Below are 24354 nucleotides of genomic sequence, written 5' to 3'. Positions count from 1 at the left end.
AAGGTTCTGAGAGGCTAAGGGGCTAAGGTTTTTTTTAAACTATATATTAATCATTACTATTACGCTCAATAAAATTAGTGAAGTTTTTTCCATTTGTTAAAAGCAAGTAACCAATAATTAATTTTATAAAATAAAATATCAACCAACTTGAATCAGTATAATCTTTAAACTGAAATTGTTGTTGAGAAAAAGCATATAATTTGGAACAAAAAGTTGGTATCGTTTCAATTAAAATTAGACCGCCTAATATTATTATCGAAATAGTTAAAATTGTTGATGTTTTAATATTTACATCAATTCTTTCTTCCTCAAAATTTTCATTAAGTTTTAGTTTCTCAATTATCCATTCTGTTTTAAAAACAAAAAGTCTTATTATGGATGTATAAGTGATTAAAGCTAAAAAAAGCATTACCCAGTTTAGAATATTTAATTTATCATCAGTAAATGCTAAAGCGGCGAAATATTGAGGAATTATTGTCATAGAAAGAAACAAAATCCAAAGACCAACTATTTTTAATAAGATTTTCCAAAAAGTATTAATAAGCATATTTTACAGGTTTTAGGTGAAGGACTTCGAAACAATTCATAATTCACAATTCATAATTAATAATTATTTTAATCGTGTTTCCCGCTAAAATGTTCCATCCATTTTCCCTGCACTTTCATCACTTGTTCAATTACATCACGGGCTGCGCCTCTTCCGCCTTTTACATGAGAAATATAACGGCAAATGTTTTTGATTTCGGGACTTGCATCCTGAGGGCAAGCTGGTAATCCAACTAATTTCATTACATGAAAATCCGGAATATCGTCACCCATATACAAAACTTGTTCTGGTTTGATATTGTAAGTATCGGTATATTCTTTAAAGGTTGCTACTTTGTCAGGAGTTCCTAAATGAATGTCGTTTACGCCTAGGTTTTTAAGTCTAATACGAACGCCTTCATTGCTTCCTCCAGAAATAATGCAAACATGATAACCACTTTCAGCAGCTGCTTTCAGTGCGTAACCATCACGAATATTCATCGTGCGAAGCATTTCTCCTTCGTTAGTTACGAAAACGGAACTATCTGTAAGTACGCCATCGACATCAAAAACAAACGTTGTGATGTCATTCATTATTTCTTTATAACTTTTTGCCATTATGCTGTATAGATTGTGTTAGTATTTTATAAATATTTTGTTGATTTTCATTGGTGAGATACTCCAAATGTGCTTCAATTGTCGTGGAATCATTGCGTTTTGCAGGCCCAGTCTGAGCATCAATTGGATCTAAAGTTTTTATTTTTTCGGCAGTTTCCTGAATTAAAGGTTTTAGAATTTCGAACGGAACCTGATTTTCTTCACAAATTTCCTGTCCAATCTGATACAAATGATTGGTGAAATTATTCACAAAAACCGCAGCTACGTGCAATGCTTTTCGCTGTTCTGAATTTATTGGAAAAACAGCATTCGAAATACTTTTAGCCACGGTTTCTAAATCTCTAAAATCAAAGGTGTTTTCTGCTTCCAGACATATTGGAATAATGGAAAAATCGATGTCTTTGTTTTTAGAAAAAGTTTGAAGGGGATAAAAAACGCCTCTACGGTTTTTAATATCCAAAGTTTCAATGGAAGCCGTTCCGGAAGTATGAACCACAAGCTGGTTATTGAAAGGTAATTGCTGCGAAACTTCTGCAATCGCATTATCTGAAACTGCAATAATATATAAATCAGCTTCTTTTAATGCCGAAAAATCATTGATAATAATTTCTGAATCGAGTAGGTGTGTGAGTTTGTCTTTTTTTCTCGAAAATACCTGTACAATTTCGACAAGCTCACTCTTAGAGAAAGCTTTAATCAAATGCTGAGCAACATTGCCGGAACCAATTAACGTTATTCGAATCATAGCGCAAAATTAACATTATTTTTTTTAAAGTAAAGCGGTTTTGGTGCCTTTGTCTTTTACTTAAAATCAACTAAAGACAAGATTTTTATTTTGAATTTTATTACAAAATAAAAACCCGCTACTTAACTAACTATAAGTAACGGGTTTATTATGGATTTTATTTGAATTAAAGTTTTACTGCTCCTTTTGAAACTGTTTCGCTGATTGTTGTTTTTGAAGTATAATCTGTTTTTTTAGAAGAAATTAATTCGATATTCTGACTTGCCGCACCATCAATTGTAACCGCTTTTGTTGACGTTGAGTTGAATTCAACATCTTTCAAAATAAGATTTTTTCCGTTGTAGATTTCAAATATCGACGGACTGTCAATGGTTAATTTGGCGTTTGTTATTTTTATTCCGTTAGCATCAATGATAGAAAATCCTTTTTCAGCACTAATAACCAAATTAGATAATTCGATGTTTTGAAGATTCATTTCTGGTAAACCTTGCAAAAATACTGCTTGCTGAGCACCTTTAATCGTAATATTTTTGATCGAAATATTTTTGAATTGTGGTGTTTCTTCGTTTACAGGAACAACTTTTGTATTGATTTTGTTTCCGCCTTCAGCCAAAGTTTCAGCTATAGATTTTCCTCCATAATAAAGGTCGAAAGAAATAGCCTGCGATGGAATATCAGTCATAAAAATATCCGAAATAAAGATGTTTTCTACAATTCCTCCACGTCCGCGATTACTTTTAAAACGAAGTCCAACGTCAGTTCCTATAAAAGTACAGTTAGAAACATGAAGGTTTTTTACGCCTCCAGACATCTCGCTACCTACAGTAACTCCGCCATGTCCGTGATATACAATGTTATTTTTTACAATAATATTTTCGCTCGGAACACCGCGATCGCGACCATCTTTATCTTTTCCTGATTTAATACAAATAGCATCGTCGCCAACATCAAAACTTGAATTTTCAACAAGCACATTTTTGCAGGATTCTACGTCAAGACCATCGCCATTTTGAGAATACCACGGATTTCTAACTGTCAAATTTCGAATGATTAAATCTTCAACCATCAAAGGATGAATATTCCATGCTGGTGAATTTTGAAAAACAGGTCCGTCAAAAAGTACTCTTTTGCTATTTTGGATACTAACCATTACCGGGCGAAGAAAATCATGAATAGCTTCAAATTCTTCTTTAGTTTTTAAGTCAAGACGCACATTTTGATCGGCTCCGTTAGAAGCTTTCATGAAATTTTCAGAAGGATACCAACTGTCTTTTTTCTCGTTTAAAACCCCGCCAGATGCCACAAATTTTTTCCATTGGCTGTCCGTCAATTTACTCTTTTTAACTTGTCTCCAAACTTCTCCTGAACCATCCCAAACTCCATTTCCTGTAAAAGCAACGTTTTCCAGATTCTTTCCATAAATAGGAGAGATGCAACGCCAGGTATTCAATCCTTCGAAACTGGTTTGAATTAGTGGATACAAACTTTTATCTGTAGAAAATTTGATTAATGCGCCGTTTTCAGCATGTAATTCCAAATTACTTTTTAAAATAATTGGACCTGTAAGCCAGATTCCCGGAGGGATAATTACTTTTCCACCGCCTTTTTTTGATACGGCCTGTATGGCATCGGCGAAAGCCTTTGTATTTAAAACGTAACCACCATTTACAGCACCGAAATCTTTTATGTTTACTGTATTGTTAGGTATTTTTGGTTCCTGAACTTTTGCCATTTTAAATTCAATATTTTCATAAGAATCATAAGTCTTTGAATTTTGGGCAAACGTATTTTGCGATAAGTTTGTCAGTAAAACTGTCAAGGCAATACCGAACAGGTTCATTGTTTTGGTTTTCATGAGATTTAATTATATAAAGTTGGTTGATAGTAGATACAATTCTTATAAATCAATTGTTTTTTGTGCTAAAATCTAAATAACAGCATTTTATCAAATAAATTATTACCATATAAGTTCATTTTAGAGATTATAAGCTGGATATTTTCAAGTATTAAGTTAAAATATAAGAAAAGTCAAGCGAAATTTTAAACGAACTTATTTGGATTAACTTTCATATATATGAGTTTTTAGTTTTCTTTTTAACTTATATGATCTTTTTTATTAATTAATTCATTAAAATGTTAAAAAGCTTCTATGACTTATATGGTAAAAATTAAATGCTGATTATTTTATAACATAGCCTTTTTTTGTTGATTGCTGAAAAAATCAGCTTTCTAAAAAACAAATTCTAAATGTAATCGATTACACAAATCTAATAAAAAATATTTAGTATCAAAGAAATTATTCAACTGTATTTAGTTTCTGATTGTTAATGAAATTCAAAACCAGAACGGTTCTTTTTTGGTTTTTATTAACAAATCACAAATATTGGAACTCAACATTTTTAAGTACTTTTGTGGCACTTTTATACAATGTAATTCCTCAGAAATGGATAAAAAAATATTCTCTTTTTTGTTTTCTACACGATTAATGGCCGTTCTTTTTTTAACATTCGCAATCGCAATGGGTGTTGGAACTTTTATCGAAAGTAAATACAATACCGATACAGCCCGAATTTTAATTTACAATACTTGGTGGTTTGAAGCTATAATGGCTGTTTTTATGCTGAATTTCTTTGGAAATATTAAGCGTTATCAATTGCTTAAAAAAGAAAAATGGGCCACTTTCTTACTGCACATTGCTTTTGTTTTTATCATTTTAGGAGCTTTTATCACACGTTATATCAGTTACGAAGGAATGATGCCAATTCGCGAAGGAGCAGCAGAAAACCAAATTTACTCTGATAAAACTTTTTTAACCATTTTTGCAGATGGTGAATATAAAGGAGAGCCGAGAAGAAGAGTTTTTGAAAAAAATCTTCTATTGTCACCAGTTACCAATAATAATTTTTCTGTTTCAGGAAAATTTGATGAAACACCTTTTGAGGTTACATATGAAAACTACATCATGGGTGCTAAAGAAGTTGTAAAACCTGATGCTAAAGGAACTTTATACCTTAAATTAGTTGAAGCAGGAGCAGGCGGACGTGAAGAACATTTCCTGAAAGAAGGTGAAGTTCAGAACATTCATAATGTTTTATTTGCTTTGAATAAACAAACTGACGGCGCCATCAATATTAACACAACAGGCGAAAAATATACAATTCAGACCCCCTTTGAAGGGAAGTTTATGAGAATGGCGGACAAATTACAAGGTGATGTTACCAAAGATAACGTACAGCCTTTAATGATGCGTTCTTTATATAGTATTGGAGATATCCGTATTGTATTTCCAGATCCTGCGATGAAAGGATCGATTGCTTATGAATCAAATAATGATTTTAAAGCAAAATCACATCGTGATGCTTTGGTTGTAAAAATAAAAGCGGAAGGCCAGGAAAAAGAAGTTACGCTGTTAGGTTCTAAAGGAAGTGTCGGAGAAGCAAAAACAGTTAAAATTGGAAATATAGAATATTCTTTATTCTACGGAAGTAAAGCTTATATTCTGCCTTTTAAAATAAAACTAAACGATTTTATAGCTACTAAATATCCTGGAACGGAGAAAAGTTATTCTGCTTTTGAGAGTAAAGTGACTGTTCAGGATTCGGCTGAAACTTTTGATGCCAGAATTTATATGAACCACGTTTTAGATCATAAAGGATATCGTTTTTTCCAATCTTCATTTGATCCGGACGAAAAAGGAACGGTATTGTCTGTAAACCATGATTTCTGGGGAACCTCAATTACCTATTTAGGGTATTTCATGTTATACTTTGGTTTAATGGCAATCATGTTTACTAAAGGCTCTCGTTTTACAGACTTAAAACGAAAATTGGAAAAAGTAAAAGAGAAAAAAGGAAAACTAATTACCATATTGGTTTTAATGATCGGTTTGAACGGTTTTGCACAGGCACCGCATGTTCATACACCTGGTCATGATCACAATCATACAGCAGATCCAAATGATCATGCAAATCACATTACAGCGGCACCAAGCCAAAAACAATTAGATTCATTATTGTCCATCTACAAAGCTCCGGAAGCGCATGCAGCCAAATTTGGACGTTTGATTATCCAAGATGCGGGTGGTAGAATGAAACCGATAAATACTTTTTCATCTGAATTATTGAGAAAGGTAAGTCAAAGCGATACGTATAACGGAATGAATTCTGATCAGGTGTTTTTGTCTATGACACAATACGCTCAGGTTTGGATCCAGGTTCCAATTATTTATCTTAATACAAAAGATGATAGTATCCGTAAAATTATTGGTATTGACCGAAAAGCAAAATTAGCTCCTTTCGTAAAGTTTTTTGATGAAAACGGAAATTACAAACTTTCTCCTTATTTAGATGCAGCGTACAAAGCTGCAAATCCAAATAGTTTTGAGAAGGATTTTATCGAAACAGATAAAAAAGTAAACTTAATGGAATCAGCTTTAAGTGGAAGCATTTTGAGGATTTTTCCTATTCCAAATGATCCAAACAACAAATGGATTTCTTATTTAGAAATTGAGCATGCGGGTTTAAAAGGAATGGATGCTACTTATGTGAAGCAGATTTTACCTTTGTATTTCAGTGCCCTTAATAATGGATCGATTTCAAAAGATTTTAAAACTGCCGATCAATTAGTAGAAAGTATAGATGGTTTTCAAAAGAAATTCGGGAGTAAAGTTCGACCAAGTGAAAATAAAATCGATCTTGAAATTGCCTATAATAAATACAATATTTTGCCAAAAATGTTTTATTGGTATTCGCTTTCCGGAATCTTAATGTTAATTTTTACTTTGTTTAGTATCTTCTTTGATAAAAAGTTTTTACGCATTACTGTAAATGGTTTCCACATTTTGATTGGGTTGATTTTCGCACTTCATACCGTAGCATTAATTGCGCGCTGGTATATTTCAGGGCATGCACCATGGAGTAATGCTTATGAAGCAATTGTTTACGTAGCCTGGTCAACAATGTTCTTTGGATTAGCTTTTGACAGAAAATCAAAACTGACTGTTGCATCTGCGGCATTTGTTACTTCGATGATTTTCATGGCAGCAAACGCCAATTGGATTGATCCCGAAATTGCTAATTTACAACCAGTTTTAAATTCGTATTGGTTAATGATTCACGTTGCAGTAATTGTGGCAAGTTATGGACCTACCGCACTTTCAATGATTTTAGGTTTTGTATCCCTGATATTGATTTTCTTTACCAATGAGAAAAACAAAGCCAAAATGGAACTCAATATTAAAGAGATGACTTATATCAATGAAATGTCACTTACTATTGGTTTGATTATGCTAACTATTGGTAACTTTCTGGGAGGACAATGGGCTAACGAAAGCTGGGGACGTTATTGGGGATGGGATCCAAAAGAAACCTGGGCTTTAATTTCGATTATGGTTTATGCCTTTGTGATTCACGCTCGTTTTGTTCCATCTTTAAGAAGTAAATGGTTCTTTAACTTAATGAGTATGTATGCTTTTGTTTCAATCTTGTTTACCTATTATGGAGTAAACTTCCACTTAGTTGGATTACATTCTTACGCAAGTGGAGAAGCGCATTCATTAAGCTGGATTTGGTATTCGTTAGGAACGATAACTTTAATAGGAATTGTTACTTATCCAAAGTACAGTAAATATTATAAAAATAAAAAAGTAAAAAAGTAAAAATAGATAATTAACAAGTGTAATTATTAATTCATAAAGAAAAGGGTTCAACATAACGTTGAACCCTTTTTTTTATGAATTTATGAGATTAATACAATAAAGTTTTTTGTTTAAGTGAAATACTTTTTTCTAAGCCAAAAGGCAACATTTACTAAAGCAATTAAAGCAGGAACTTCCACTAATGGACCAATTACGCCTGTAAAAGCCTGACCACTATTTATACCAAAGACACCAATTGCGACTGCAATTGCCAGTTCAAAATTATTACCGGTAGCCGTAAAAGCAATTGCTGTACTTTTGGAATAATCAGCACCAAAATATTTTCCAACAAAAAAGCTTATCAGAAACATCACAACAAAATAAATTACCAGAGGAATTGCAATACGGATTACATCCATTGGAATTTGTACAATTAATTTGCCTTTTAGGCTAAACATTAGAACAATTGTAAAAAGTAAGGAAATTAAGGTGATAGGAGAGATGAATGGCAAATATTTTTGTTGAAACCAATCGTCACCTTTTAACTTTATCAAGACAAAACGGCTCATGATTCCTAAAGCAAAAGGAATTCCTAAATAAACACCAACACTTTCTGCAATTTGCAGGATACTGATATCAATAACAAAAGAATGGTAGCCAAAATACGGAGGTAATATAGTGATGAACAGATAAGCGTAAAAACTGTAAAATAAAACCTGAAAAACACTGTTCAAAGCAATTAATCCTGCGGCATATTCTCTGTTTCCATCAGCTAGATCATTCCAAACGACAACCATTGCGATACAACGTGCTAATCCAATTAAAATTAACCCCATCATATATTCGGGATATTCTTTTAAAAATAATAGCGCCAAAATGAACATTAGAATTGGTCCTATAATCCAGTTTAAAAAGAGAGAAGCGCCTAATATTTTTGTGTTTTTGAAAACACTTCCCATGTTTTCATACTTTACTTTTGCCAGTGGCGGATACATCATCAATATGAGCCCGATCGTAAGCGGAATATTTGTTGTTCCGCTAGAGAATGAATTAATAATATTTCCACTTGACGGAATAAAATATCCAATAGAAATACCGATTGCCATCGCCAGGAAAATCCAAAGTGTCAAAAATCGATCAAGAAAACTTAGTTTTTTACGTTTTGTTGCAGGAGCGCAATGATTTACGGACATATTATTTTTTTATTTGAGAAAAAACGTAAAACATTTCAGTGGCAATTTGTATGCTTCTTTCCTTGTATTTTTCGTTTTGTATTTCAGTATTATCAAAGGCTTTCGGGTCTTCAAAAGTAACAGGAATTCGTTTTTCTGCTCCTGCAATAAACGGACAGCCAACATCAGCCTGCGAACAGGTCATAATAGCTGCAAAACCACTTTCCGGATTAAAAAGATCATCATATGTTTTTGAAAATCCTATAACAGGAGATTCTGTTGCAGCAAATTTTATAGCATAAACAGGATTATTTTCCTGAGAAAGCATTTTAATATCAAATCCTGAATTTTTAAGTGTTTCTGCAACTTTAGGAAATAAGGCTGTGGCTTCCGTTCCTCCAGAATAACAAAAAACATTTTTTACATCAAAATAATGTGCCGCTGTTTGCGCCCAAACCTGAGATAAATGGCTTCTTCTGGAATTGTGCGTGCAAATAAAATTTAATCTGATTTCAAGATTATCGTTCGCTTTCAGTTGAATGAAGTCAATTAGGGGCTGTAATATTTTTCTACGTTCTGCTGTAATTTTTTCAAAATTAAATAAAGAAACTATTTCATTTAATTTAGGAAATAAAGCATTTGAATTAGACATTTTTATAAAATTAATTGATTAACAACATCCGTTACCAGGTGTGCAGGAATTGGCCGCATCAGTATTTAATTGAGTAAGATTTAATTTGGGTTTTTCAGTTGGAATTCCGCATTGGTCCTGCGCTAAACAAGCAGTTTTTTTATTTAGTAATTCAAAATCTTTTCCATTAAAACCTAAGTCATATTTGCCAATTGTACTATCCTGATATTCTACTTCAATTTCAAAATCTTCAATACCTAAAACCTTTTCAGACAGTTCGATAATATGAATTAGTTTTTGTGGTTTTAAACGGTGCTCAAAATCATTGGCATCCCATAGTTGGAAGTTTACGACAGTTTCCTTGCGGACAGTTCCTCCACAATCAATAAAGTTTTTTGTGATTAAGCCAACTTCTGTTACATGAAAGTATTCTGGAACAAAATTTCCGTTTGGTAACTGAAAATTTACTGTTTCAACAGTATTTAGTATTTTTTTAATTTCTGAAAGTTTCATAATAATTTGATTTAATGATTAACAACATTCTTTTTTACTTTTCTGGATATGAAGAGAGATGATTTCAAAGAAGCCCTTTATTTTTTCGAAACCAGCTTCGTTGATACAATAACAAATTGCATTTCCATCGATGTTTCCTTTAATTAATCCCGCATTTTTAAGTTCTTTTAAATGCTGGGAAACAGTCGGCTGCGAAAGCGGAAGTTCATTAACAATATCACCACAAATGCAAGTGTTTACTTTTAATAAATATTCAATTATGGCAATTCGCGCAGGATGTCCCAATGCTTTCGTTAGAACGGCCAATTCGTTTTGATGATCTGTAAAGTGGTCTGATTTACTTGCTCCCATTGGTTTATATTTATATTGCAATATTACGATATAGATTTTAATAAAAAAAAGAAAATAACCAATTATTTTCTTTTTTAAAATTCTAATTTGTATTTAATCAGCTATTTTTCCCGTCAATACAAGAACTATTGCTACAATAATCAAAAAGAAGGTTAAAAATATAATGTGACTTAATATCGATAAAAAGAATGCTTTGGTTTTTGAAATTTTATTAAAAAATTGAATGTTAGTCCAAAATGTCAGTATAATTCCAATTAAATAGGTGATCGTCGAAAACTTCTCAGCATGATTGATGGAGTTTAAATATAGTAATATTGGAAATGTCAAAATTTGTACAAAAAGTCTTTGTGATGCTTTAAAAGTATTGAGAACAAAGAATTCGAAGAAATTATAACCTTGTTTCCTGAAAACAATAAAAGTCCCAATTGTATAAAAGGGAATAGTTGCTATGGTTGTCCATGCAAAATGGGTGGCATTCCATTCATTAAAATCTGTTAAATCAAGATCAGATTTTTTGGATGTTTCAAATAAATTGATGTGATAATAATGGTACAAAAAACCATAAAATGCAGCAAGAATGGCAACTAATGATAGTGGTTTAAAATGTTTTACACGTTTTCCTTCAATAAACTCTCTGATTGAATGTCCGGGTCTTGTAAATAATTGTTTTAAAGAATAGGGAATTCCTGCGTCAAAATGCAACAGGCCATGCTGAATATCATGCCATAAAAAATGCGCATTTATTTTGTGTGTTTCAGCGGTCTGTCCGCAGTTATTGCAATAATGCCCTTTGAAAACCTGATGACAATTTTTACAGATTATTTCCATTCTAAGTGGTATTTGTTGGAGAGATTTTTATTTTCTAGGCCTTTATTTCCTTTTTAAGTCCGTTTGGTGACATAATTGCCAAGAGGACCATAATCAATAAGAAGTTATATTCGATACCATTTCTTCCCCCGCCAACAACAAACCAGCCTTCCTGAAAATGTACCAGAACAATACCCATGATTAAGACAAAAATAGTTACGAATCCGGCAAGCTTCACATATTTATTGAGAAGCAAAAGTACGGCAGCAATAACGTGTGATAATTTAATAGACCAAGCCAGAAACACGCCAAAAGGAGCATACCCAATCTGATTAAGGAATAAATTACCGAAGTCATTGATTCCGTTATTAAACATCCCAAAAACGGAATGTGTGAGAAGAATAAATGCTACTGTTATTCTTAAAAGTAAAGTTCCGTTCATAGCTTGTTTTATGGTTTTAATTAAATTAAAAATAATAAAAAAAACGCACATTAAATACTTAATATGCGTTCTTAATTTTTTACGAAAGATTCAATTCTAAACTTTTCCTAAAGTGTATAATTGAGTCATGGTAGGTGTTAAGCTTCCTCCGGCTGGTTCCAGTGTAATTCCAAAAGCTTCCGCTTCATTGGTTTGATCTACAGCAAATATTTTATTTGAATTTCCTTCAAAATCGCTCAGTAAACCTATACTTGTTGGCGTAAGCACCGGACTTAATTTTAAGGCCCAAACCTGGTAAACCATTCCTTTTGGGGGTTTTGGTAAACCTGCGGCATCAATATAAGTTGTTTTGGTGTCTTTATTCCAATACACTTTTGCAAACGATGTTGGCGAAACAGCCTGACCGCCAAGGGTAACTCCGGTATTTTTAATATCTCTAACGATCGTTAAACTTTTCTCAGTTTCTTTATTTTGCTGGTCTAAGTAAGCAAACTCTCTTTCAATTTTAGTTTTTTCACTGCCCACAGTTGCGATTGCAGTTTTGGTTTTTGTCAATTCTAAGGTTTGGTATCCAAAACCTAAAAGCAATAAAACTGCAGCGGCCCAGCCCACATATTGTGACATTTTCGAAGCCGGTTTCATTTCGACCACTTTGCCATGTTTCAGTTCTAAACGCGCTTTTATTTTTTCGAAATTGGCTACTGAATGAAAAGGGGCGAAGCTGGACGATAAAGCCACAATCGCTTTTTCGATAGCGATAATTTCCTGATCAACTTCCGGGCTTTTTTTAGCGGCTTCTGCTATTTCTAAATTTTCAGTTTCGGTCAATAAACCGTAAACGTAAAGTTCCAGAATTCCTGATTCTATATATTCTTGTGCTTCCATTATATTTTTAAATAATTACGTAGATCGTTAATACAGTTTCTGTTTTGCGTTTTGATAGTTCCCAATGGCATTGCTAATTCTTCCGAAGCTTCTTGTTGGGTATATCCTTTGAAAAATAACAAATCAATAATTTCAATACATTTAGGTTTTAGTTTTTTTACAAATTCCTGAATCCCAATAGTATCAATTTTATTGATGAGTTTGTTACTGTCATCTAACAGATTTACGAAATTATCTGATGAAAGGTTTTTTTGACTGTTATTAAAATCCTTAGACCTTAATTTATCTATTGAAGTATTGCGGGCAATATTGAGTATCCAAGTGTAAAATCGGCCTTTACTTTCATTATAAGAATCGATATTTTTCCAGATTTTCACAAAAACATCCTGTAAAACATCCTCAGCTTCCTCACGGTTTCTTATCAAAACGTGGATGACCGAAAATAAACTTTTGGAATACATATCGTACAAGTGTGTAAAGGCTCTTTCGTCTTTCTTGTAGATTAAAACTAATAATTCTTCTTGAGTCATAAATTTAAGGATTTAAAAGTGTAAACAAAATTTAATATGTAAAATGGTATTGCTTGAGATAAAGATAATTTATTTTTTTGTGAAAAATAAATATTTATTAAGAGCGTACTACTTTGTAAAATGAGACTTTTAAAAAAAAATGCATTTTTTTTTAAAATTTTTAAAACCAAAATGAATCCAGTTACGTACATGCTATTATAACATAAAATTTGATAGTATCTTAAAATAGCAAAATATTAAAAAATCGAGCTTTTTATCTGTTTATCAGCGGTTTTACCAGCATATGTTGATTGTTTATTTTAACAATTGTTTAATGTTGTTTTTTTTGAGTAAAATTCCACGTAAAAAAAATATCATGGAAAATATGAATAAAATCAAAGTGTTAATTGTAGGTATAACAACTGTTCTGTTGTTTTCCAATGTAGATCATGCTAGCTTAAGAAAAGGAAAAGTCATGGTTCAGATTACAGTTTTTCAAATTAATATAGATAATACACAATAGGTATAAAAGATTTCAATATAAGAAATTCAGTATAGCAGTACTTTTCTTATTTACACGCCGATAAATTAATTATGGTTTGATTTGTTTGTATGGGGAGAAGCCTAACGAGTGATTAACGTTAGGCTTCATTTTTTTATTAAATCAGTTTTTGAAAAATAAAGCACGCAAAGACTTTCTATGAAACCGATTTTAACTAATTTTATAAAAAAAATTGAACAATGAACAAAATAGCATTTTTAGTTTGCAGTGCATTCTTTTTAATGGCCTCACAAATGCAGGCTCAAACAAGTAGTAAATCTAAAACAGAAAAAGTCATGGCAAAAGAAACCATTTACCAATTTAAGGTTGAAGATTTAGCAGGGAACACTTTTGATTTTGCCTCACTAAAAGGAAAAAAAGTGATGATTGTCAACACAGCTTCAAAATGTGGTCTAACACCTCAATATAAAGATCTTGAAGCAGTTTATAAAGAGTACAAAGACAAAGGTTTTGTAATTGTTGGTTTTCCGGCAAATAACTTTGCCTCTCAGGAACCGGGAACAAATAAAGAAATCGAAAGTTTTTGCCAATTGAATTATGGCGTAACTTTCCCGATGATGAGCAAAGTATCTGTAAAAGGCGATGATATGTGCGACGTTTACAAATTCTTAACCGAAAAGTCTAAAAACGGTTTACAGGATTCTGAAGTGGAATGGAATTTCCAAAAATACCTAATCAACGAAAAAGGCGAATTGGTAAAAGTCATTAAACCAAAAACATTAGTAACAGAACCAGACGTGATTAATTGGATTAAAAGCTAATTCAAAACAATCCCAACCAAAAAATCCACAATTTGAAATTCAAGTTTGTGGATTTTTTTTTATGTGTACATGTCAGACTGAGCGAAGTCGAAGTCAGGACCGTTAAATCACTTTGCCGTACCTCGACTTCGCTCAGTCTGACAAAATTTTGAATATTAATTATTTCAATATCAATTGCATGAAAACCAAATCAAGCCAATGATCAAACTTGTATCCAACTTCACGAATCGTTCCTGTAACTACAAATCCAAATTTTTCATGAAACGCAATACTTCCCGCGTTATCAGCGTCTATAGCACCAATCATTACGTGATAACCTTGTTCTTTTGCTAAACGAATCAACTCAGTCAATAATTTTGATCCGATTCCTTTTCCAATCACATTATCGACAACATAAACTGAATGCTCGACCGTATATTGATAACCAATTTTTTCACGGAATTGCCCGTAACTTCCAAAACCAACTACTGCACCATCTAAATCGGCAACAACAATAGGCAGGTTTTTATCTTTTTTATCCTCAAACCATTTTGTCTGGACTTCAAGAGTTTGAATTTCATAGTTATAATTTGCGGTTGTATGTATAATCGAATAATTTACAATGTCCAGGATTTTTTGCAAATCGTTTACGGTTGCTGGTCTAAGAGTAAGGCTCATGGTTTAATATTTTTTTTCGCCACGAATTCACGAATTTATATTTAACTAGTGCGAGAATCATTCGTGAATTCGTGGCTATTTTTTAATTATTTTGTGTTTAATTCAGCCAGTAAAGTATCTACTTCCTTCGGATTCCAGGTCAATTCAGTACAAATAACTTTGGCATCGTTGGCGTATTTAAGGGCTAATTTTTTATCTTTAATCTTGTTGTAAAGCCTTGCGATGAGTAAATTTCCATCATACGAATCACTTAATTCTAAGGAATGTTTTACCCAGTAAATAGATTTTTTTAGGCTTTCAACATCTTTAACATGTTTTAAATAAGTTTGTCCGATATCTTTTAGAAAACTAGCATCGTTCCAAACTAATTTCTCTGTATCTGCCAGTGTTACTTTTTTATAAAACTGCCATTTTTCAGTTCTTTCGGCGAGAGTTAAATCGAATTTAAACACCAGAGAATCTGTTTTTTGTAATCGGATTGACTTTGCAACTTCTCTTTGTTTATAGTAATTTACAGTATCTAAATTATCCACCAACGGACGAAGCAATTCGGTTACAATACTTTCCATTTTGCGATCGACACGATTTTGGGAAGACACAGCAACAAACTCTTTCTGATGTTTTAAAACAAATTGAAATTCTCGTGAATTGATATCTGTTACACCATTGGCGATAATGCGCCAGTTATCTTCGCTAATCAATTGGGCATCAGATTGTGTGTTTAGATATATATGCGTTGGAGGAGATAAATCAGTTCTGTCTTTTCCTTTTTTCAAAGTATTCAGGTACGCGAAAAACTTGGTTGAATTACTTGGGTCTGAAAGGAATTCCTTCTCTAAATAAGGCAATTGCATTTTAGAATTCAATGCATTTTTTACTTCATACATGAATTCACCTGTTTTCATTTCGCCTTTTAATGCATATAAAAGTGTTTCGTTTGAATCTAAAAACAAAAAAGTAGGCAATGATTTAGTATTGTATTTATTCTTTAAGGCTATTCCTTCTTCCTTTTCAATATTTTTCCAGATGCATACATAATTTTCCTTTAAAAAATCCATCACATTCGGATCGCTGAAAACTTCTTTCTTCATCAGATTGCAATGCGGACACCAATCGGCGTAAAGCATTATAAAAAGTGGTTTCCCTTCAGTTTTGGCCATTTCCAGCGCTTTTTTATAGGGAGTATCATTAGGAACAAATTGACCTTGTGACTTTACGGTTTGTATCGAAATGCAAAGTAAAAAAAGGTAGATAAAACGCATAAAGAAGAGATTTTATTCAAAATTAACTTTTACAAATATATTTCCTTTTTCTAAAAACAGCCTTAATATCTTGCCAATTTATAAGCAAATCAAAAGTGAAGTTTGTAACTTTGTGATAGCAAAAGAAATTTACAAGTTTAGATTTCTTTAAAAATAATACGCCATAAGAATGATTTACCCCAAAATACCGCTTGCTCAAAGCATTATAGAAATTTGTTCAGCAAAAGGAATTACCAATATTATTATTTCTCCGGGATCTAGAAATGCACCTTTAACGATTGGTTTTGCACAGCATCCTAATTTTACCTGTTATAGCATTGCAGATGAACGATCGGCAGCTTTTTTTGCTCTTGGAATAGCACAGCAAACCAAAAATCCAACAGCAATTGTTTGTACGTCAGGCTCAGCTTTATTAAATTATTATCCGGCTGTAGCCGAAGCATTTTATAGCCAGATTCCATTAATTGTGATTTCTGCAGACCGACCGCAAAGTAAGATAGACATTGGTGATGGACAAACTATTCGTCAGGAAAATGTTTTTCAGAACCACTCTGTTTTCAATGCCAATTTAACCGAAGAAGCTTCTGATGAAAATGATTTGAAAATCAACAAAGCAATCGAAACGGCAATTCTTCAAAAAGGCCCCGTTCATATTAATGCACCATTTGAAGAACCCTTATACGAAACCGTTTCAGAACTTTCTGTACAGCCAAAAATCACACATTCAGAAGAAATTATCGGAACAAAAACTATTGAAAATATAGCCGATTTTGTTTCAATCTGGAATTCAGCCAAGCGCAAGTTAATCATGGTTGGTGTTAACGATGCCAACGCAATAGATCAGGAAATTATCGATAATTTGGCAAAAGATCCATCAGTTGTAGTGTTGACGGAAACGACTTCAAACTTACATCATCCTGATTTTATTAATAGTATTGATACTTTAATTACGCCTTTTGATGATGCTGATTTTAAAGAACTTAATCCAGATATTTTAGTAACTTTTGGAGGAATGATTGTATCTAAACGCATCAAAGCTTTTTTGCGCAAACACAAACCAAAAGAACATTGGCATATTGACACTTTAAGAGCTTACAATACATTCAATGCTTTGACACATCATTTTGTAATGCAGCCAAACAACTTTTTTAAGGAGTTGATGTCAAAAACGGAGCATACAAAAAGTAAATATGCTGAAAAAATTGGCAAAATTTATAATTTCAGAAAAATCAGAAGAAACGAATATTTGAAAAAAATACCTTTTTCAGATTTTAAAGTTTTTGAAAAAGTAATTGATTCATTACCAAAAAACAGCCAATTGCAAATCAGCAATAGTTCGGCCATTCGATATGCGCAATTAATTCATATCGATCCGTCGATTGAAGTTTTTTGTAATCGTGGTACAAGCGGAATTGACGGAAGCACATCTACAGCGATTGGAGCATCTGTTGGGAGTCAAAAGCAAAATATTTTCGTAACTGGTGATATCAGTTTTTTATATGACAGTAATGCTTTGTGGAATGCCTACATCCCAAAAAACTTCAAAATCATTTTGATTAATAATGGAGGAGGAGGAATCTTCAGAATCTTACCTGGACATGAGGAAAAACCTGTTTTTAATACCTATTTTGAAACCTCTCATCATTTAACCGCTGAACATTTGGCAAAGATGTATCAGTTTAATTATTTGAAAGCTTCTGATACAGAATCTTTAGAAAAAGGAATTACAGCATTGTATTCCCAAAATGATACTCCGGCAATTCTTGAAATATTTACACCAACAACTGAAAATGATGTTGTTTTAAAGCAATATTTTAAAGAGCTAGTATAAAAGTAGGTTAAATACTGTTAAAATTTACATATTAGCTGAATTAAATTTTAATTTTGGAACCATAATTATAACCAATTTTAAAACTTATGAGCACAAGAGAAGAATTAATTAAGAAGTACGCAGAGGATTTAAAAGAGAAATGTGGTGTAAATCCAGATATGGATTTGCTGACCAAAGTTACAATTGGCTGCGGGCCTTCAATTTATGATGCAGATGCATCTATTGTTGCAGGTTCTCAACAATCTGAATTGCTTACGGTTAGAAATAGTTTCTTAATCAAGAAATTAGGATTAGCAGACAGTCCCGCTTTAGACGAAGGAATCGATGCCGTTTTAGAAAAATATGGCAAATCTAACAGAAATAAATTTAGAGCAGTAGTTTATTATCTGTTGACTTTACACTTTAAAAAGGAAAGTGTTTACCAATAAAATTTAAAAGAAAAGCGCCATTTAGGCGCTTTTTTATTGTTTTGATTTCTATCTAATCGGATTTGGAAAAACCGGAATACTTGCATGTCCTAAAGCATCTACTGTCTGCACTGCAAAGAAATAATTGTCTTTAGAATATGGGATTTCGATCTTTGTATCTTTCACAAAAAAAGTTTTTTCCCAATGTGATGATGATGTTTCTCTCATCAAAATTTGATAACCAAATTGAGGTTTATCATCCGGAGCACTCCAAATTAAAGTAGACGAATTCGAAAGGTTTTTAACTTCAATTCCAACATTCAATGGAGCTTTTGGAGACCATGCCAAATTTGCCAAAACGGCTAAATTGGCACAGGTATTTTTTCTCAGATAATCAAAATCCATAAATTCAGGTAAATCTCCGAATTTCGTATTGTTTTCCGTTCTTAAATCCTGATGCTGATGATCAAAATTTTCGTTCATTTCGCAAAAACGTACCGCTGTAAATCCGTTTTGGCTAAAAGGAGTATGATCTCCGCCACGTAAAAAACGATCATTTCGATACACTAATTTTACACTTAACTGATCTACATATTGTTCCGTTACGGTTTTGATATAACGTGCCAATAATCTTGAAGGGCTGTCATTATCACGACTGGTTGATTTACGCATTTTGGCTTCATCTTCCGTTTCTAAAAACGGAATAGTTTCGCTAAAAACTCTTACCTGCGTATTGTCTCTTAAATTTGTTCCGCTGGATAAACTGTTGCCAATCATGTCGTTATTAAGCATGGCAAGGATATTCCAATTATTTTCTTTTGCAAATTCGGCCAAATGTCTTGCGCCGTAAAGTCCTTGTTCTTCTCCGGTAACGGCAACAAAAATAATGGTGGCCGAAAATGATCTTTTACTCAAGACTTTTGCAAGTTCCATTATGGCCGCAACACCAGAACCATCGTCATTGGCTCCCGGAGCATCAGATTTTACATTCATGACATCAGAAACACGCGAATCCAGATGGCCGCTGATGATAAGTACACGATTATCGTTAGGGTCAGTTCCTTTTAAAGTAGCCATCACATTTCCAAGCTGACTATCCACTTTAATTCTTTTTCCGTCGGCTTTAACCGTAAAATAATCAATTGTTGAAGTCAGTCTTCCGCCAGATTCCAACGCATATTTATCAAATTCAGATTTTACCCATTGTTGTGCAGCGCCAATTCCTTTTGTTTTGCTTTTAGTGTCGCTCAGCGTATGTCTGGTACCAAACGTAACCAGTTTTCGAACCGTTGCTTCGAGGTTTTCGGCTTTAACTTCTGAAATCATTTTCTTAATTTCAGGATCTTCCGCAACCTGCGAAATACCTATTTGAGAAAAAATCAGAAAGGCAAAAACGAAATAGAAAGTAGTTTTTTTCATTGATTTGGAGTTAGTTTGCATTCTCAAATTTAATTAAAAAGCACAAGCGATAATAAGGTAACTGTTTCTTTTTTTATCCGAACATTTTTCGGTTTCCCATTTCCAAACTTCGTACATTTGCAGCTTAGAAACTTAGTTGCTTATCAGCTTAGAACCTTAAGAATATGATTGAAATAGGAAAATACAATACACTTACCATATTACGCGATACCAAAGTTGGATTATTTTTAGGAAATCCTGAAAAAGATCCTGAAGGAATTCACGATATATTATTACCAAATAAATACGTTCCAAACGAATTTGAAATAGGCGAGGAACTTATCGTTTTTGTTTATTTAGACCACGAGCAACGTCCTGTTGCTACTACACTTGAACCTTATATTTTATTGAATGAATTTTCACTGTTAAGAGTTAATTACACCAATCAGGTGGGAGCTTTTATGGATTGGGGAATGGAAAAAGATATTCTGGTTCCGTTTAAAGAGCAAGCACGCCCAATGGAAAAAGGGAAGCGTTATTTGGTTTACCTTTATATGGATGAAAAAACCAATCGTTTGGTGGCTTCAAGTAAATTGAACCAATTTTTATCAAATGATCAGCTTACAGTTGAAAAAGGAGAAGAAGTCGATTTGATAGTTTCTCATATTACCGAGTTAGGTATCAATGTAATTATTAACGAAAGACACAAAGGATTGCTTTATAAAGATGAAGTTTATGATGACGCGATCAGAACTGGAGACAGAATGACTGGCTATATCAAGAATATTCGTCCTGATAATAAAATTGATGTAGCTTTGCAAGTGCAAGGTTATCAAAGTATTGAACCAAATTCTGAAAAGATTTTAGATGAATTAAGAGCTAATCGCGGTTTTTTAAGATTAAATGACGCTTCACATCCCGAGGATATTAAAACCGTGTTGAAAATGAGTAAAAAGACCTTTAAAAAAGCAATTGGAGCTTTATATAAAGACAAACTTATTGAGATAAAAGATGATGGAATTTATTTGGTAAAGGAAAATTAAATTCCAAATAAAATTCCAAATTCCAACTTGAGAATCTCTAATTTGGAATTTGGGATTTAAAAAATTGGGATTTATTATACAAGAAAGGCTGCTCATTACAAGCAGCCTTTCTCTTTTTATTCAGTTTTAAAAAAAATTGTAATTAAAAAAAAACAGAAATAAAATTATTCGAATCCATTAATAGAATAACAACTTTATGAATTTTAGGAGTTACTCTGTTATCTGGTATGTCTTTAAATAATCGATGCGCTCGTCTTAAAATCAAAAAATCAATTTCACGGCTAATCCATTTGGTTTGATAGAATAACTTATAGAAAGTTTTAGTCAGTATTTTTCTTCTTTTTCGTAATCAATTCTTATACTGGTTACTTAAACAATTCTAGCCTTTAACCTTAGGTGTTACTATCTCCTTTTAGAAGTCTTGACAAATGCATAAATCATTTGCTCATTAATCATAGGTTTACTACTTAAAACCCTAAAAATATGAGCGACAAATTTTTTAATTTTTCTCAAAAAAAGTCATTTTTTAGGTTAATAAATCAGTGAAAGAAAATCAATCTTAAATCAATGAAATTAAATGTATCTCATTGATTTCTAGGCTGTAAAATTACTTAAATATTTTTAAAAACCAATGTTAAATAATGTTATTTTTTGTGAGTAAATATCAATTGTGCTATTCGAAAGTTATTTTAGCGCAGACTAAAGCCGATTTGAGTAGGTAAAAATGTAAAAATGCTTTATTTTTACGCTATAATTATTAAAATTAAACAAATAGAAATGGATTGGATAACTGCCAGAGAATTTGAAGATATAACTTATAAAAAATGTAACGGAGTTGCAAGAATAGCGTTTAACAGACCAAATGTGAGAAACGCTTTCCGTCCAAAAACAACTTCAGAATTATACCAGGCTTTTTACGATGCACAAGAAGATACTTCGATAGGAGTAGTGTTGCTTTCTGCAGAAGGACCGTCAACCAAAGATGGTGTTTACTCTTTTTGCAGTGGTGGCGATCAAAATGCACGCGGACATCAGGGGTATGTAGGTGAAGATGGACAGCATCGTTTAAATATTCTTGAAGTACAGCGTCTAATTCGTTTTATGCCAAAAGTAGTTATAGCCGTTGTTCCGGGTTGGGCAGTTGGTGGCGGACATAGTTTGCATGTAGTTTGCGATATGACTTTGGCAAGTAAAGAACATGCTATTTTCAAACAAACAGATGCGGATGTTACCAGTTTTGATGGTGGTTATGGCTCTGCTTATTTGGCAAAAATGGTAGGTCAGAAAAAAGCACGTGAAATTTTCTTTCTAGGAAGAAACTATTCAGCTCAGGAAGCAATGGACATGGGAATGGTAAATGCCGTAATTCCGCATGATGAACTTGAAGCTACTGCTTATGAATGGGCACAGGAAATCCTTCAAAAATCACCAACTTCTATAAAAATGCTAAAATTCGCCATGAACCTAACAGATGACGGAATGGTTGGACAACAGGTTTTTGCTGGTGAAGCAACTCGTTTGGCATACATGACCGAAGAAGCGAAAGAAGGAAGAAATGCATTCTTAGAAAAAAGAAAACCAAATTTCGGAGAAAATAAATGGTTGCCATAAAAAGTTAAAAATTGTTTCAAGTTTCAGGTTTCAGGTTACGAAATCCAACACTTGAAACTTGAAACATGAAACTAAAAAAACAAAATAAACAAAATAGAAAGAATGAAACATTGGATTGAAGCCGCCAGATTGCGCACCTTGCCTTTATCAGTTTCCGGAATTATAGTAGGAAGTATATACGCCTTATCAAACCCAACTGAAACCATCAATACACCAACAGAAGTTTTTAGCTGGAAAATTTTTGGTTTTGCACTTTTAACAACTCTTGGGTTGCAGGTTTTATCCAATTTTGCAAATGATTATGGAGACGGTGTAAAAGGAACAGACAATGAAGATCGCGTTGGTCCACAACGTGCAATTCAAAGCGGTGTTATTACGCCTCAGGCAATGAAGAAGGCGATAATTATAACTTCGGCATTAACATTATTATCTGCTATAATCCTGATATATTTTGCTTTTGGTGAATCTAATTTTGGATATTCAATCTTCTTTTTATTATTAGGAATCGCAGCAATTTTTTCTGCAATTCGTTATACAGTTGGAAATTCAGCTTACGGATATAGAGGTTTTGGAGATCTTTTTGTTTTTATTTTCTTCGGATTAGTGAGCACCTTAGGCGTTAACTTTTTATATTCAAAAGAAGTTGATCCGCTTTTAATTTTACCGGCAATTTCGATCGGATTATTGAGCGTAGGTGTCTTAAACCTGAACAATATGCGTGACGAAGCATCAGACAGAAAATCTGGAAAAAACACAATTGTTGTTCAGATTGGTGGCGCAAAAGCTAAAATTTATCACTTCACATTAATCATTACAGCAATGATTTTAGTGGTGGTTTTTGCCATTTTGAGCAATTATAATTTCGATCAATACCTATTTCTATTAGCTTACATCCCTTTAACAAAACATTTAATTACCGTTTATAAAAACCAAGATCCTAAGCTTTTAGATCCCGAATTAAAAAAAGTGGCACTAAGCACATTCTTGCTTTCAATACTATTGACAGTATGTATGATTTCCTTGATTTCAGATATCATTGTTAATCTTTTCTTAGGGGGAAGATAAAATAAAGTTCAACTTTAAATTTCGATAAAAATGAAAATTACATTCTACGGACACGCTTCTTTAGGTATTGAAGTTGGAGGAAAACATATTATTGTTGATCCTTTTATTACAGGAAATCCAGCAGCTGCGGCAATTGATATCAACACTTTGAAAGCTGACTATATTTTGCTTACACATGCGCACAGCGACCACGTTCTTGACGTTGAAGCCATTGCAAATCGTACTAATGCAGTCATTGTTTCTAACGCAGAAATTGCGAGTCATTACGCTAAATTAGGATTTAATTCGCATCCTATGAATCATGGTGGTAGCTGGAAATTCGATTTCGGAAAGGTAAAATATGTAAACGCAATTCACTCAAGTTCTTTCCCTGACGGAAGTTATGGAGGAAATCCCGGAGGTTTTGTAATTGAAGGCGAACATAAAAATATTTACATTACTGGCGATACAGCGCTTACAATGGACATGAAACTCATTCCGATGCGAACAAAATTAGATTTAGCTATTCTGCCAATCGGAAATAATTTTACGATGGACGTTGAAGATGCTATTATCGCGTCAGATTTTGTAGAATGCGATAAAATCTTAGGTTATCATTTTGATACTTTTGGTTACATCGAAATCAATCACGAAGAATCAATCCGTAAATTTTTCGATAAAGGAAAAGATTTAATGCTTCTCGAAATTGGAGAGTCAATTGAATTGTAATAATTTCCGGGAGCTAATCCCGCTATCCGCTATATCTTTTATGCCGAACACCGGCACAAAAGGATATCGCTGCTATCGGGGCTAGGGGACTTGGTTTCAAAAGAAATTATTTTGGCATAATTTATGTCATTTCGACGGAGGAGAAATTGCATTTAGTATTCCGCAGCGATGCGCGCTCAACTTTATGTGATTTCTCCTCCGTCGAAATGACAAATC

The 24354-nt window shown here is 33.0% G+C and carries 23 protein-coding genes; 8 read left to right on the top strand and 15 right to left on the bottom strand.

The features are described from left to right. Window positions 1-46 precede the first annotated feature (46 nt). The 4 genes from J2X17_RS12010 to J2X17_RS11995 all read right to left on the bottom strand — a co-directional run bounded on the left by J2X17_RS12010 (window position 47) and on the right by J2X17_RS11995 (window position 3743). Window positions 47-547 (bottom strand): hypothetical protein, encoded by a 501-nt coding sequence (locus tag J2X17_RS12010; RefSeq protein ID WP_310298167.1) that lies wholly within the window; start codon window positions 545-547, stop codon window positions 47-49. Between the two features lie 68 nt (window positions 548-615). Next, window positions 616-1143, bottom strand: a complete 528-nt coding sequence (locus J2X17_RS12005; protein ID WP_310298165.1) for a KdsC family phosphatase — start codon at window positions 1141-1143, stop codon at window positions 616-618. After that, window positions 1127-1888 carry a Rossmann-like and DUF2520 domain-containing protein gene (locus J2X17_RS12000; protein ID WP_310298163.1) on the bottom strand — a complete coding sequence of 254 codons (762 nt, stop codon included), beginning with the start codon at window positions 1886-1888 and terminating at the stop codon, window positions 1127-1129. Before J2X17_RS12000 ends, J2X17_RS12005 begins: the two co-directional genes overlap by 17 nt. A gap of 166 nt (window positions 1889-2054) precedes the next feature. Beyond that, window positions 2055-3743: a glycoside hydrolase family 28 protein gene (locus J2X17_RS11995; RefSeq protein WP_310298161.1), complete on the bottom strand. Its 1689-nt coding sequence runs from the start codon at window positions 3741-3743 to the stop codon at window positions 2055-2057. 588 nt (window positions 3744-4331) lie between these two features. Here J2X17_RS11995 and J2X17_RS11990 point away from each other — a divergent pair. Continuing rightward, window positions 4332-7544, top strand: coding sequence for a cytochrome c biogenesis protein (locus J2X17_RS11990; RefSeq protein WP_310298159.1), 3213 nt, complete (start codon window positions 4332-4334; stop codon window positions 7542-7544). A gap of 110 nt (window positions 7545-7654) precedes the next feature. On the opposite strand, the gene arsB is transcribed toward J2X17_RS11990, so the two are convergent. The 8 genes from arsB to J2X17_RS11950 form a co-directional block, all read right to left on the bottom strand. Beyond that, the gene (gene arsB, locus J2X17_RS11985) at window positions 7655-8716 is read right to left on the bottom strand and encodes an ACR3 family arsenite efflux transporter (RefSeq protein ID WP_310298157.1); all 1062 of its coding nucleotides are present in this window, start codon (window positions 8714-8716) and stop codon (window positions 7655-7657) included. A 1-nt stretch (window position 8717) separates the two neighbouring features. Continuing rightward, window positions 8718-9347 (bottom strand): low molecular weight phosphatase family protein, encoded by a 630-nt coding sequence (locus J2X17_RS11980; protein ID WP_310298154.1) that lies wholly within the window; start codon window positions 9345-9347, stop codon window positions 8718-8720. A gap of 18 nt (window positions 9348-9365) precedes the next feature. Then, window positions 9366-9839 (bottom strand): DUF6428 family protein, encoded by a 474-nt coding sequence (locus tag J2X17_RS11975; RefSeq protein ID WP_310298151.1) that lies wholly within the window; start codon window positions 9837-9839, stop codon window positions 9366-9368. Between the two features lie 18 nt (window positions 9840-9857). After that, window positions 9858-10190 carry an ArsR/SmtB family transcription factor gene (locus tag J2X17_RS11970; protein WP_310298149.1) on the bottom strand — a complete coding sequence of 111 codons (333 nt, stop codon included), beginning with the start codon at window positions 10188-10190 and terminating at the stop codon, window positions 9858-9860. 93 nt (window positions 10191-10283) lie between these two features. Next, on the bottom strand, window positions 10284-11018 hold the full coding sequence (locus tag J2X17_RS11965) for a DUF3667 domain-containing protein (RefSeq protein ID WP_310298146.1): 735 nt from the start codon (window positions 11016-11018) through the stop codon (window positions 10284-10286). Window positions 11019-11052: 34 nt separating this feature from the next. Continuing rightward, the gene (locus J2X17_RS11960) at window positions 11053-11439 is read right to left on the bottom strand and encodes a DoxX family protein (protein ID WP_310298144.1); all 387 of its coding nucleotides are present in this window, start codon (window positions 11437-11439) and stop codon (window positions 11053-11055) included. Window positions 11440-11535: 96 nt separating this feature from the next. Then, window positions 11536-12324, bottom strand: a complete 789-nt coding sequence (locus tag J2X17_RS11955) for an anti-sigma factor (protein WP_310298141.1) — start codon at window positions 12322-12324, stop codon at window positions 11536-11538. Then, a complete protein-coding gene (locus tag J2X17_RS11950) occupies window positions 12324-12854 on the bottom strand; it encodes an RNA polymerase sigma factor (RefSeq protein ID WP_310298138.1) in 531 nt (176 codons plus the stop codon). The genes J2X17_RS11955 and J2X17_RS11950 overlap by 1 nt, the downstream gene beginning before the upstream one ends. 720 nt (window positions 12855-13574) lie before the next feature. On the opposite strand from J2X17_RS11950, the gene J2X17_RS11945 reads away from it, so the two are divergent. Next, on the top strand, window positions 13575-14156 hold the full coding sequence (locus J2X17_RS11945; RefSeq protein ID WP_310298132.1) for a glutathione peroxidase: 582 nt from the start codon (window positions 13575-13577) through the stop codon (window positions 14154-14156). Window positions 14157-14315: 159 nt separating this feature from the next. Here the strand turns inward: J2X17_RS11945 and J2X17_RS11940 are convergent, their stop codons facing one another. Next, window positions 14316-14813: a GNAT family N-acetyltransferase gene (locus J2X17_RS11940; RefSeq protein WP_310298130.1), complete on the bottom strand. Its 498-nt coding sequence runs from the start codon at window positions 14811-14813 to the stop codon at window positions 14316-14318. Window positions 14814-14899: 86 nt separating this feature from the next. After that, window positions 14900-16075, bottom strand: coding sequence for a thioredoxin family protein (locus J2X17_RS11935; RefSeq protein ID WP_310298128.1), 1176 nt, complete (start codon window positions 16073-16075; stop codon window positions 14900-14902). Window positions 16076-16244: 169 nt separating this feature from the next. On the opposite strand from J2X17_RS11935, the gene menD reads away from it, so the two are divergent. Beyond that, window positions 16245-17906, top strand: coding sequence for a 2-succinyl-5-enolpyruvyl-6-hydroxy-3-cyclohexene-1-carboxylic-acid synthase (gene menD / locus J2X17_RS11930; RefSeq protein WP_310298125.1), 1662 nt, complete (start codon window positions 16245-16247; stop codon window positions 17904-17906). A gap of 86 nt (window positions 17907-17992) precedes the next feature. Beyond that, on the top strand, window positions 17993-18334 hold the full coding sequence (locus J2X17_RS11925) for a DUF2853 family protein (RefSeq protein WP_310298123.1): 342 nt from the start codon (window positions 17993-17995) through the stop codon (window positions 18332-18334). A gap of 48 nt (window positions 18335-18382) precedes the next feature. Here the strand turns inward: J2X17_RS11925 and J2X17_RS11920 are convergent, their stop codons facing one another. Then, window positions 18383-19732 (bottom strand): M28 family metallopeptidase, encoded by a 1350-nt coding sequence (locus tag J2X17_RS11920; protein WP_310298120.1) that lies wholly within the window; start codon window positions 19730-19732, stop codon window positions 18383-18385. A gap of 164 nt (window positions 19733-19896) precedes the next feature. Between J2X17_RS11920 and J2X17_RS11915 the strand changes: the two genes are divergently transcribed. The 4 genes from J2X17_RS11915 to J2X17_RS11900 all read left to right on the top strand — a co-directional run bounded on the left by J2X17_RS11915 (window position 19897) and on the right by J2X17_RS11900 (window position 24138). Continuing rightward, entirely contained in the window at window positions 19897-20754 is an 858-nt protein-coding gene (locus J2X17_RS11915; RefSeq protein WP_310298118.1) for a CvfB family protein, read from the top strand. Between the two features lie 777 nt (window positions 20755-21531). Next, window positions 21532-22365, top strand: a complete 834-nt coding sequence (locus J2X17_RS11910; RefSeq protein WP_017498510.1) for a 1,4-dihydroxy-2-naphthoyl-CoA synthase — start codon at window positions 21532-21534, stop codon at window positions 22363-22365. 102 nt (window positions 22366-22467) lie between these two features. After that, window positions 22468-23430, top strand: coding sequence for a 1,4-dihydroxy-2-naphthoate octaprenyltransferase (gene menA / locus J2X17_RS11905; protein ID WP_310298116.1), 963 nt, complete (start codon window positions 22468-22470; stop codon window positions 23428-23430). 30 nt (window positions 23431-23460) lie between these two features. Continuing rightward, window positions 23461-24138 (top strand): metal-dependent hydrolase, encoded by a 678-nt coding sequence (locus tag J2X17_RS11900; protein WP_310298113.1) that lies wholly within the window; start codon window positions 23461-23463, stop codon window positions 24136-24138. Window positions 24139-24354: the final 216 nt, after the last annotated feature.

This window comes from Flavobacterium aquidurense, assembly GCF_031458035.1.
GTDB classification, from domain to species: Bacteria; Bacteroidota; Bacteroidia; order Flavobacteriales; family Flavobacteriaceae; genus Flavobacterium; species Flavobacterium aquidurense_C.
This window is presented reverse-complemented; position numbering and strand designations above follow the sequence as displayed.

Bases quoted from the DNA above. Each gene is read 5' to 3' on its own strand.
- J2X17_RS11945 (WP_310298132.1), top strand. From the start codon at position 13,575: ATGAACAAAATAGCATTTTTAGTTTGCAGTGCATTCTTTTTAATGGCC.
- J2X17_RS11900 (WP_310298113.1), top strand. From the start codon at position 23,461: ATGAAAATTACATTCTACGGACACGCTTCTTTAGGTATTGAAGTTGGA.
- J2X17_RS11975 (WP_310298151.1), bottom strand. From the start codon at position 9,839: ATGAAACTTTCAGAAATTAAAAAAATACTAAATACTGTTGAAACAGTA.
- J2X17_RS11925 (WP_310298123.1), top strand. From the start codon at position 17,993: ATGAGCACAAGAGAAGAATTAATTAAGAAGTACGCAGAGGATTTAAAA.
- J2X17_RS11910 (WP_017498510.1), top strand. From the start codon at position 21,532: ATGGATTGGATAACTGCCAGAGAATTTGAAGATATAACTTATAAAAAA.
- J2X17_RS11965 (WP_310298146.1), bottom strand. From the start codon at position 11,018: ATGGAAATAATCTGTAAAAATTGTCATCAGGTTTTCAAAGGGCATTAT.
- J2X17_RS11955 (WP_310298141.1), bottom strand. From the start codon at position 12,324: ATGGAAGCACAAGAATATATAGAATCAGGAATTCTGGAACTTTACGTT.
- menD (WP_310298125.1), top strand. From the start codon at position 16,245: ATGATTTACCCCAAAATACCGCTTGCTCAAAGCATTATAGAAATTTGT.
- J2X17_RS11970 (WP_310298149.1), bottom strand. From the start codon at position 10,190: ATGGGAGCAAGTAAATCAGACCACTTTACAGATCATCAAAACGAATTG.
- J2X17_RS11915 (WP_310298118.1), top strand. From the start codon at position 19,897: ATGATTGAAATAGGAAAATACAATACACTTACCATATTACGCGATACC.
- J2X17_RS12005 (WP_310298165.1), bottom strand. From the start codon at position 1,143: ATGGCAAAAAGTTATAAAGAAATAATGAATGACATCACAACGTTTGTT.
- J2X17_RS11920 (WP_310298120.1), bottom strand. From the start codon at position 19,732: ATGAAAAAAACTACTTTCTATTTCGTTTTTGCCTTTCTGATTTTTTCT.
- J2X17_RS11950 (WP_310298138.1), bottom strand. From the start codon at position 12,854: ATGACTCAAGAAGAATTATTAGTTTTAATCTACAAGAAAGACGAAAGA.
- J2X17_RS11995 (WP_310298161.1), bottom strand. From the start codon at position 3,743: ATGAAAACCAAAACAATGAACCTGTTCGGTATTGCCTTGACAGTTTTA.
- J2X17_RS11990 (WP_310298159.1), top strand. From the start codon at position 4,332: ATGGATAAAAAAATATTCTCTTTTTTGTTTTCTACACGATTAATGGCC.
- J2X17_RS12000 (WP_310298163.1), bottom strand. From the start codon at position 1,888: ATGATTCGAATAACGTTAATTGGTTCCGGCAATGTTGCTCAGCATTTG.
- J2X17_RS12010 (WP_310298167.1), bottom strand. From the start codon at position 547: ATGCTTATTAATACTTTTTGGAAAATCTTATTAAAAATAGTTGGTCTT.
- J2X17_RS11940 (WP_310298130.1), bottom strand. From the start codon at position 14,813: ATGAGCCTTACTCTTAGACCAGCAACCGTAAACGATTTGCAAAAAATC.
- arsB (WP_310298157.1), bottom strand. From the start codon at position 8,716: ATGTCCGTAAATCATTGCGCTCCTGCAACAAAACGTAAAAAACTAAGT.
- J2X17_RS11935 (WP_310298128.1), bottom strand. From the start codon at position 16,075: ATGCGTTTTATCTACCTTTTTTTACTTTGCATTTCGATACAAACCGTA.
- J2X17_RS11980 (WP_310298154.1), bottom strand. From the start codon at position 9,347: ATGTCTAATTCAAATGCTTTATTTCCTAAATTAAATGAAATAGTTTCT.
- J2X17_RS11960 (WP_310298144.1), bottom strand. From the start codon at position 11,439: ATGAACGGAACTTTACTTTTAAGAATAACAGTAGCATTTATTCTTCTC.
- menA (WP_310298116.1), top strand. From the start codon at position 22,468: ATGAAACATTGGATTGAAGCCGCCAGATTGCGCACCTTGCCTTTATCA.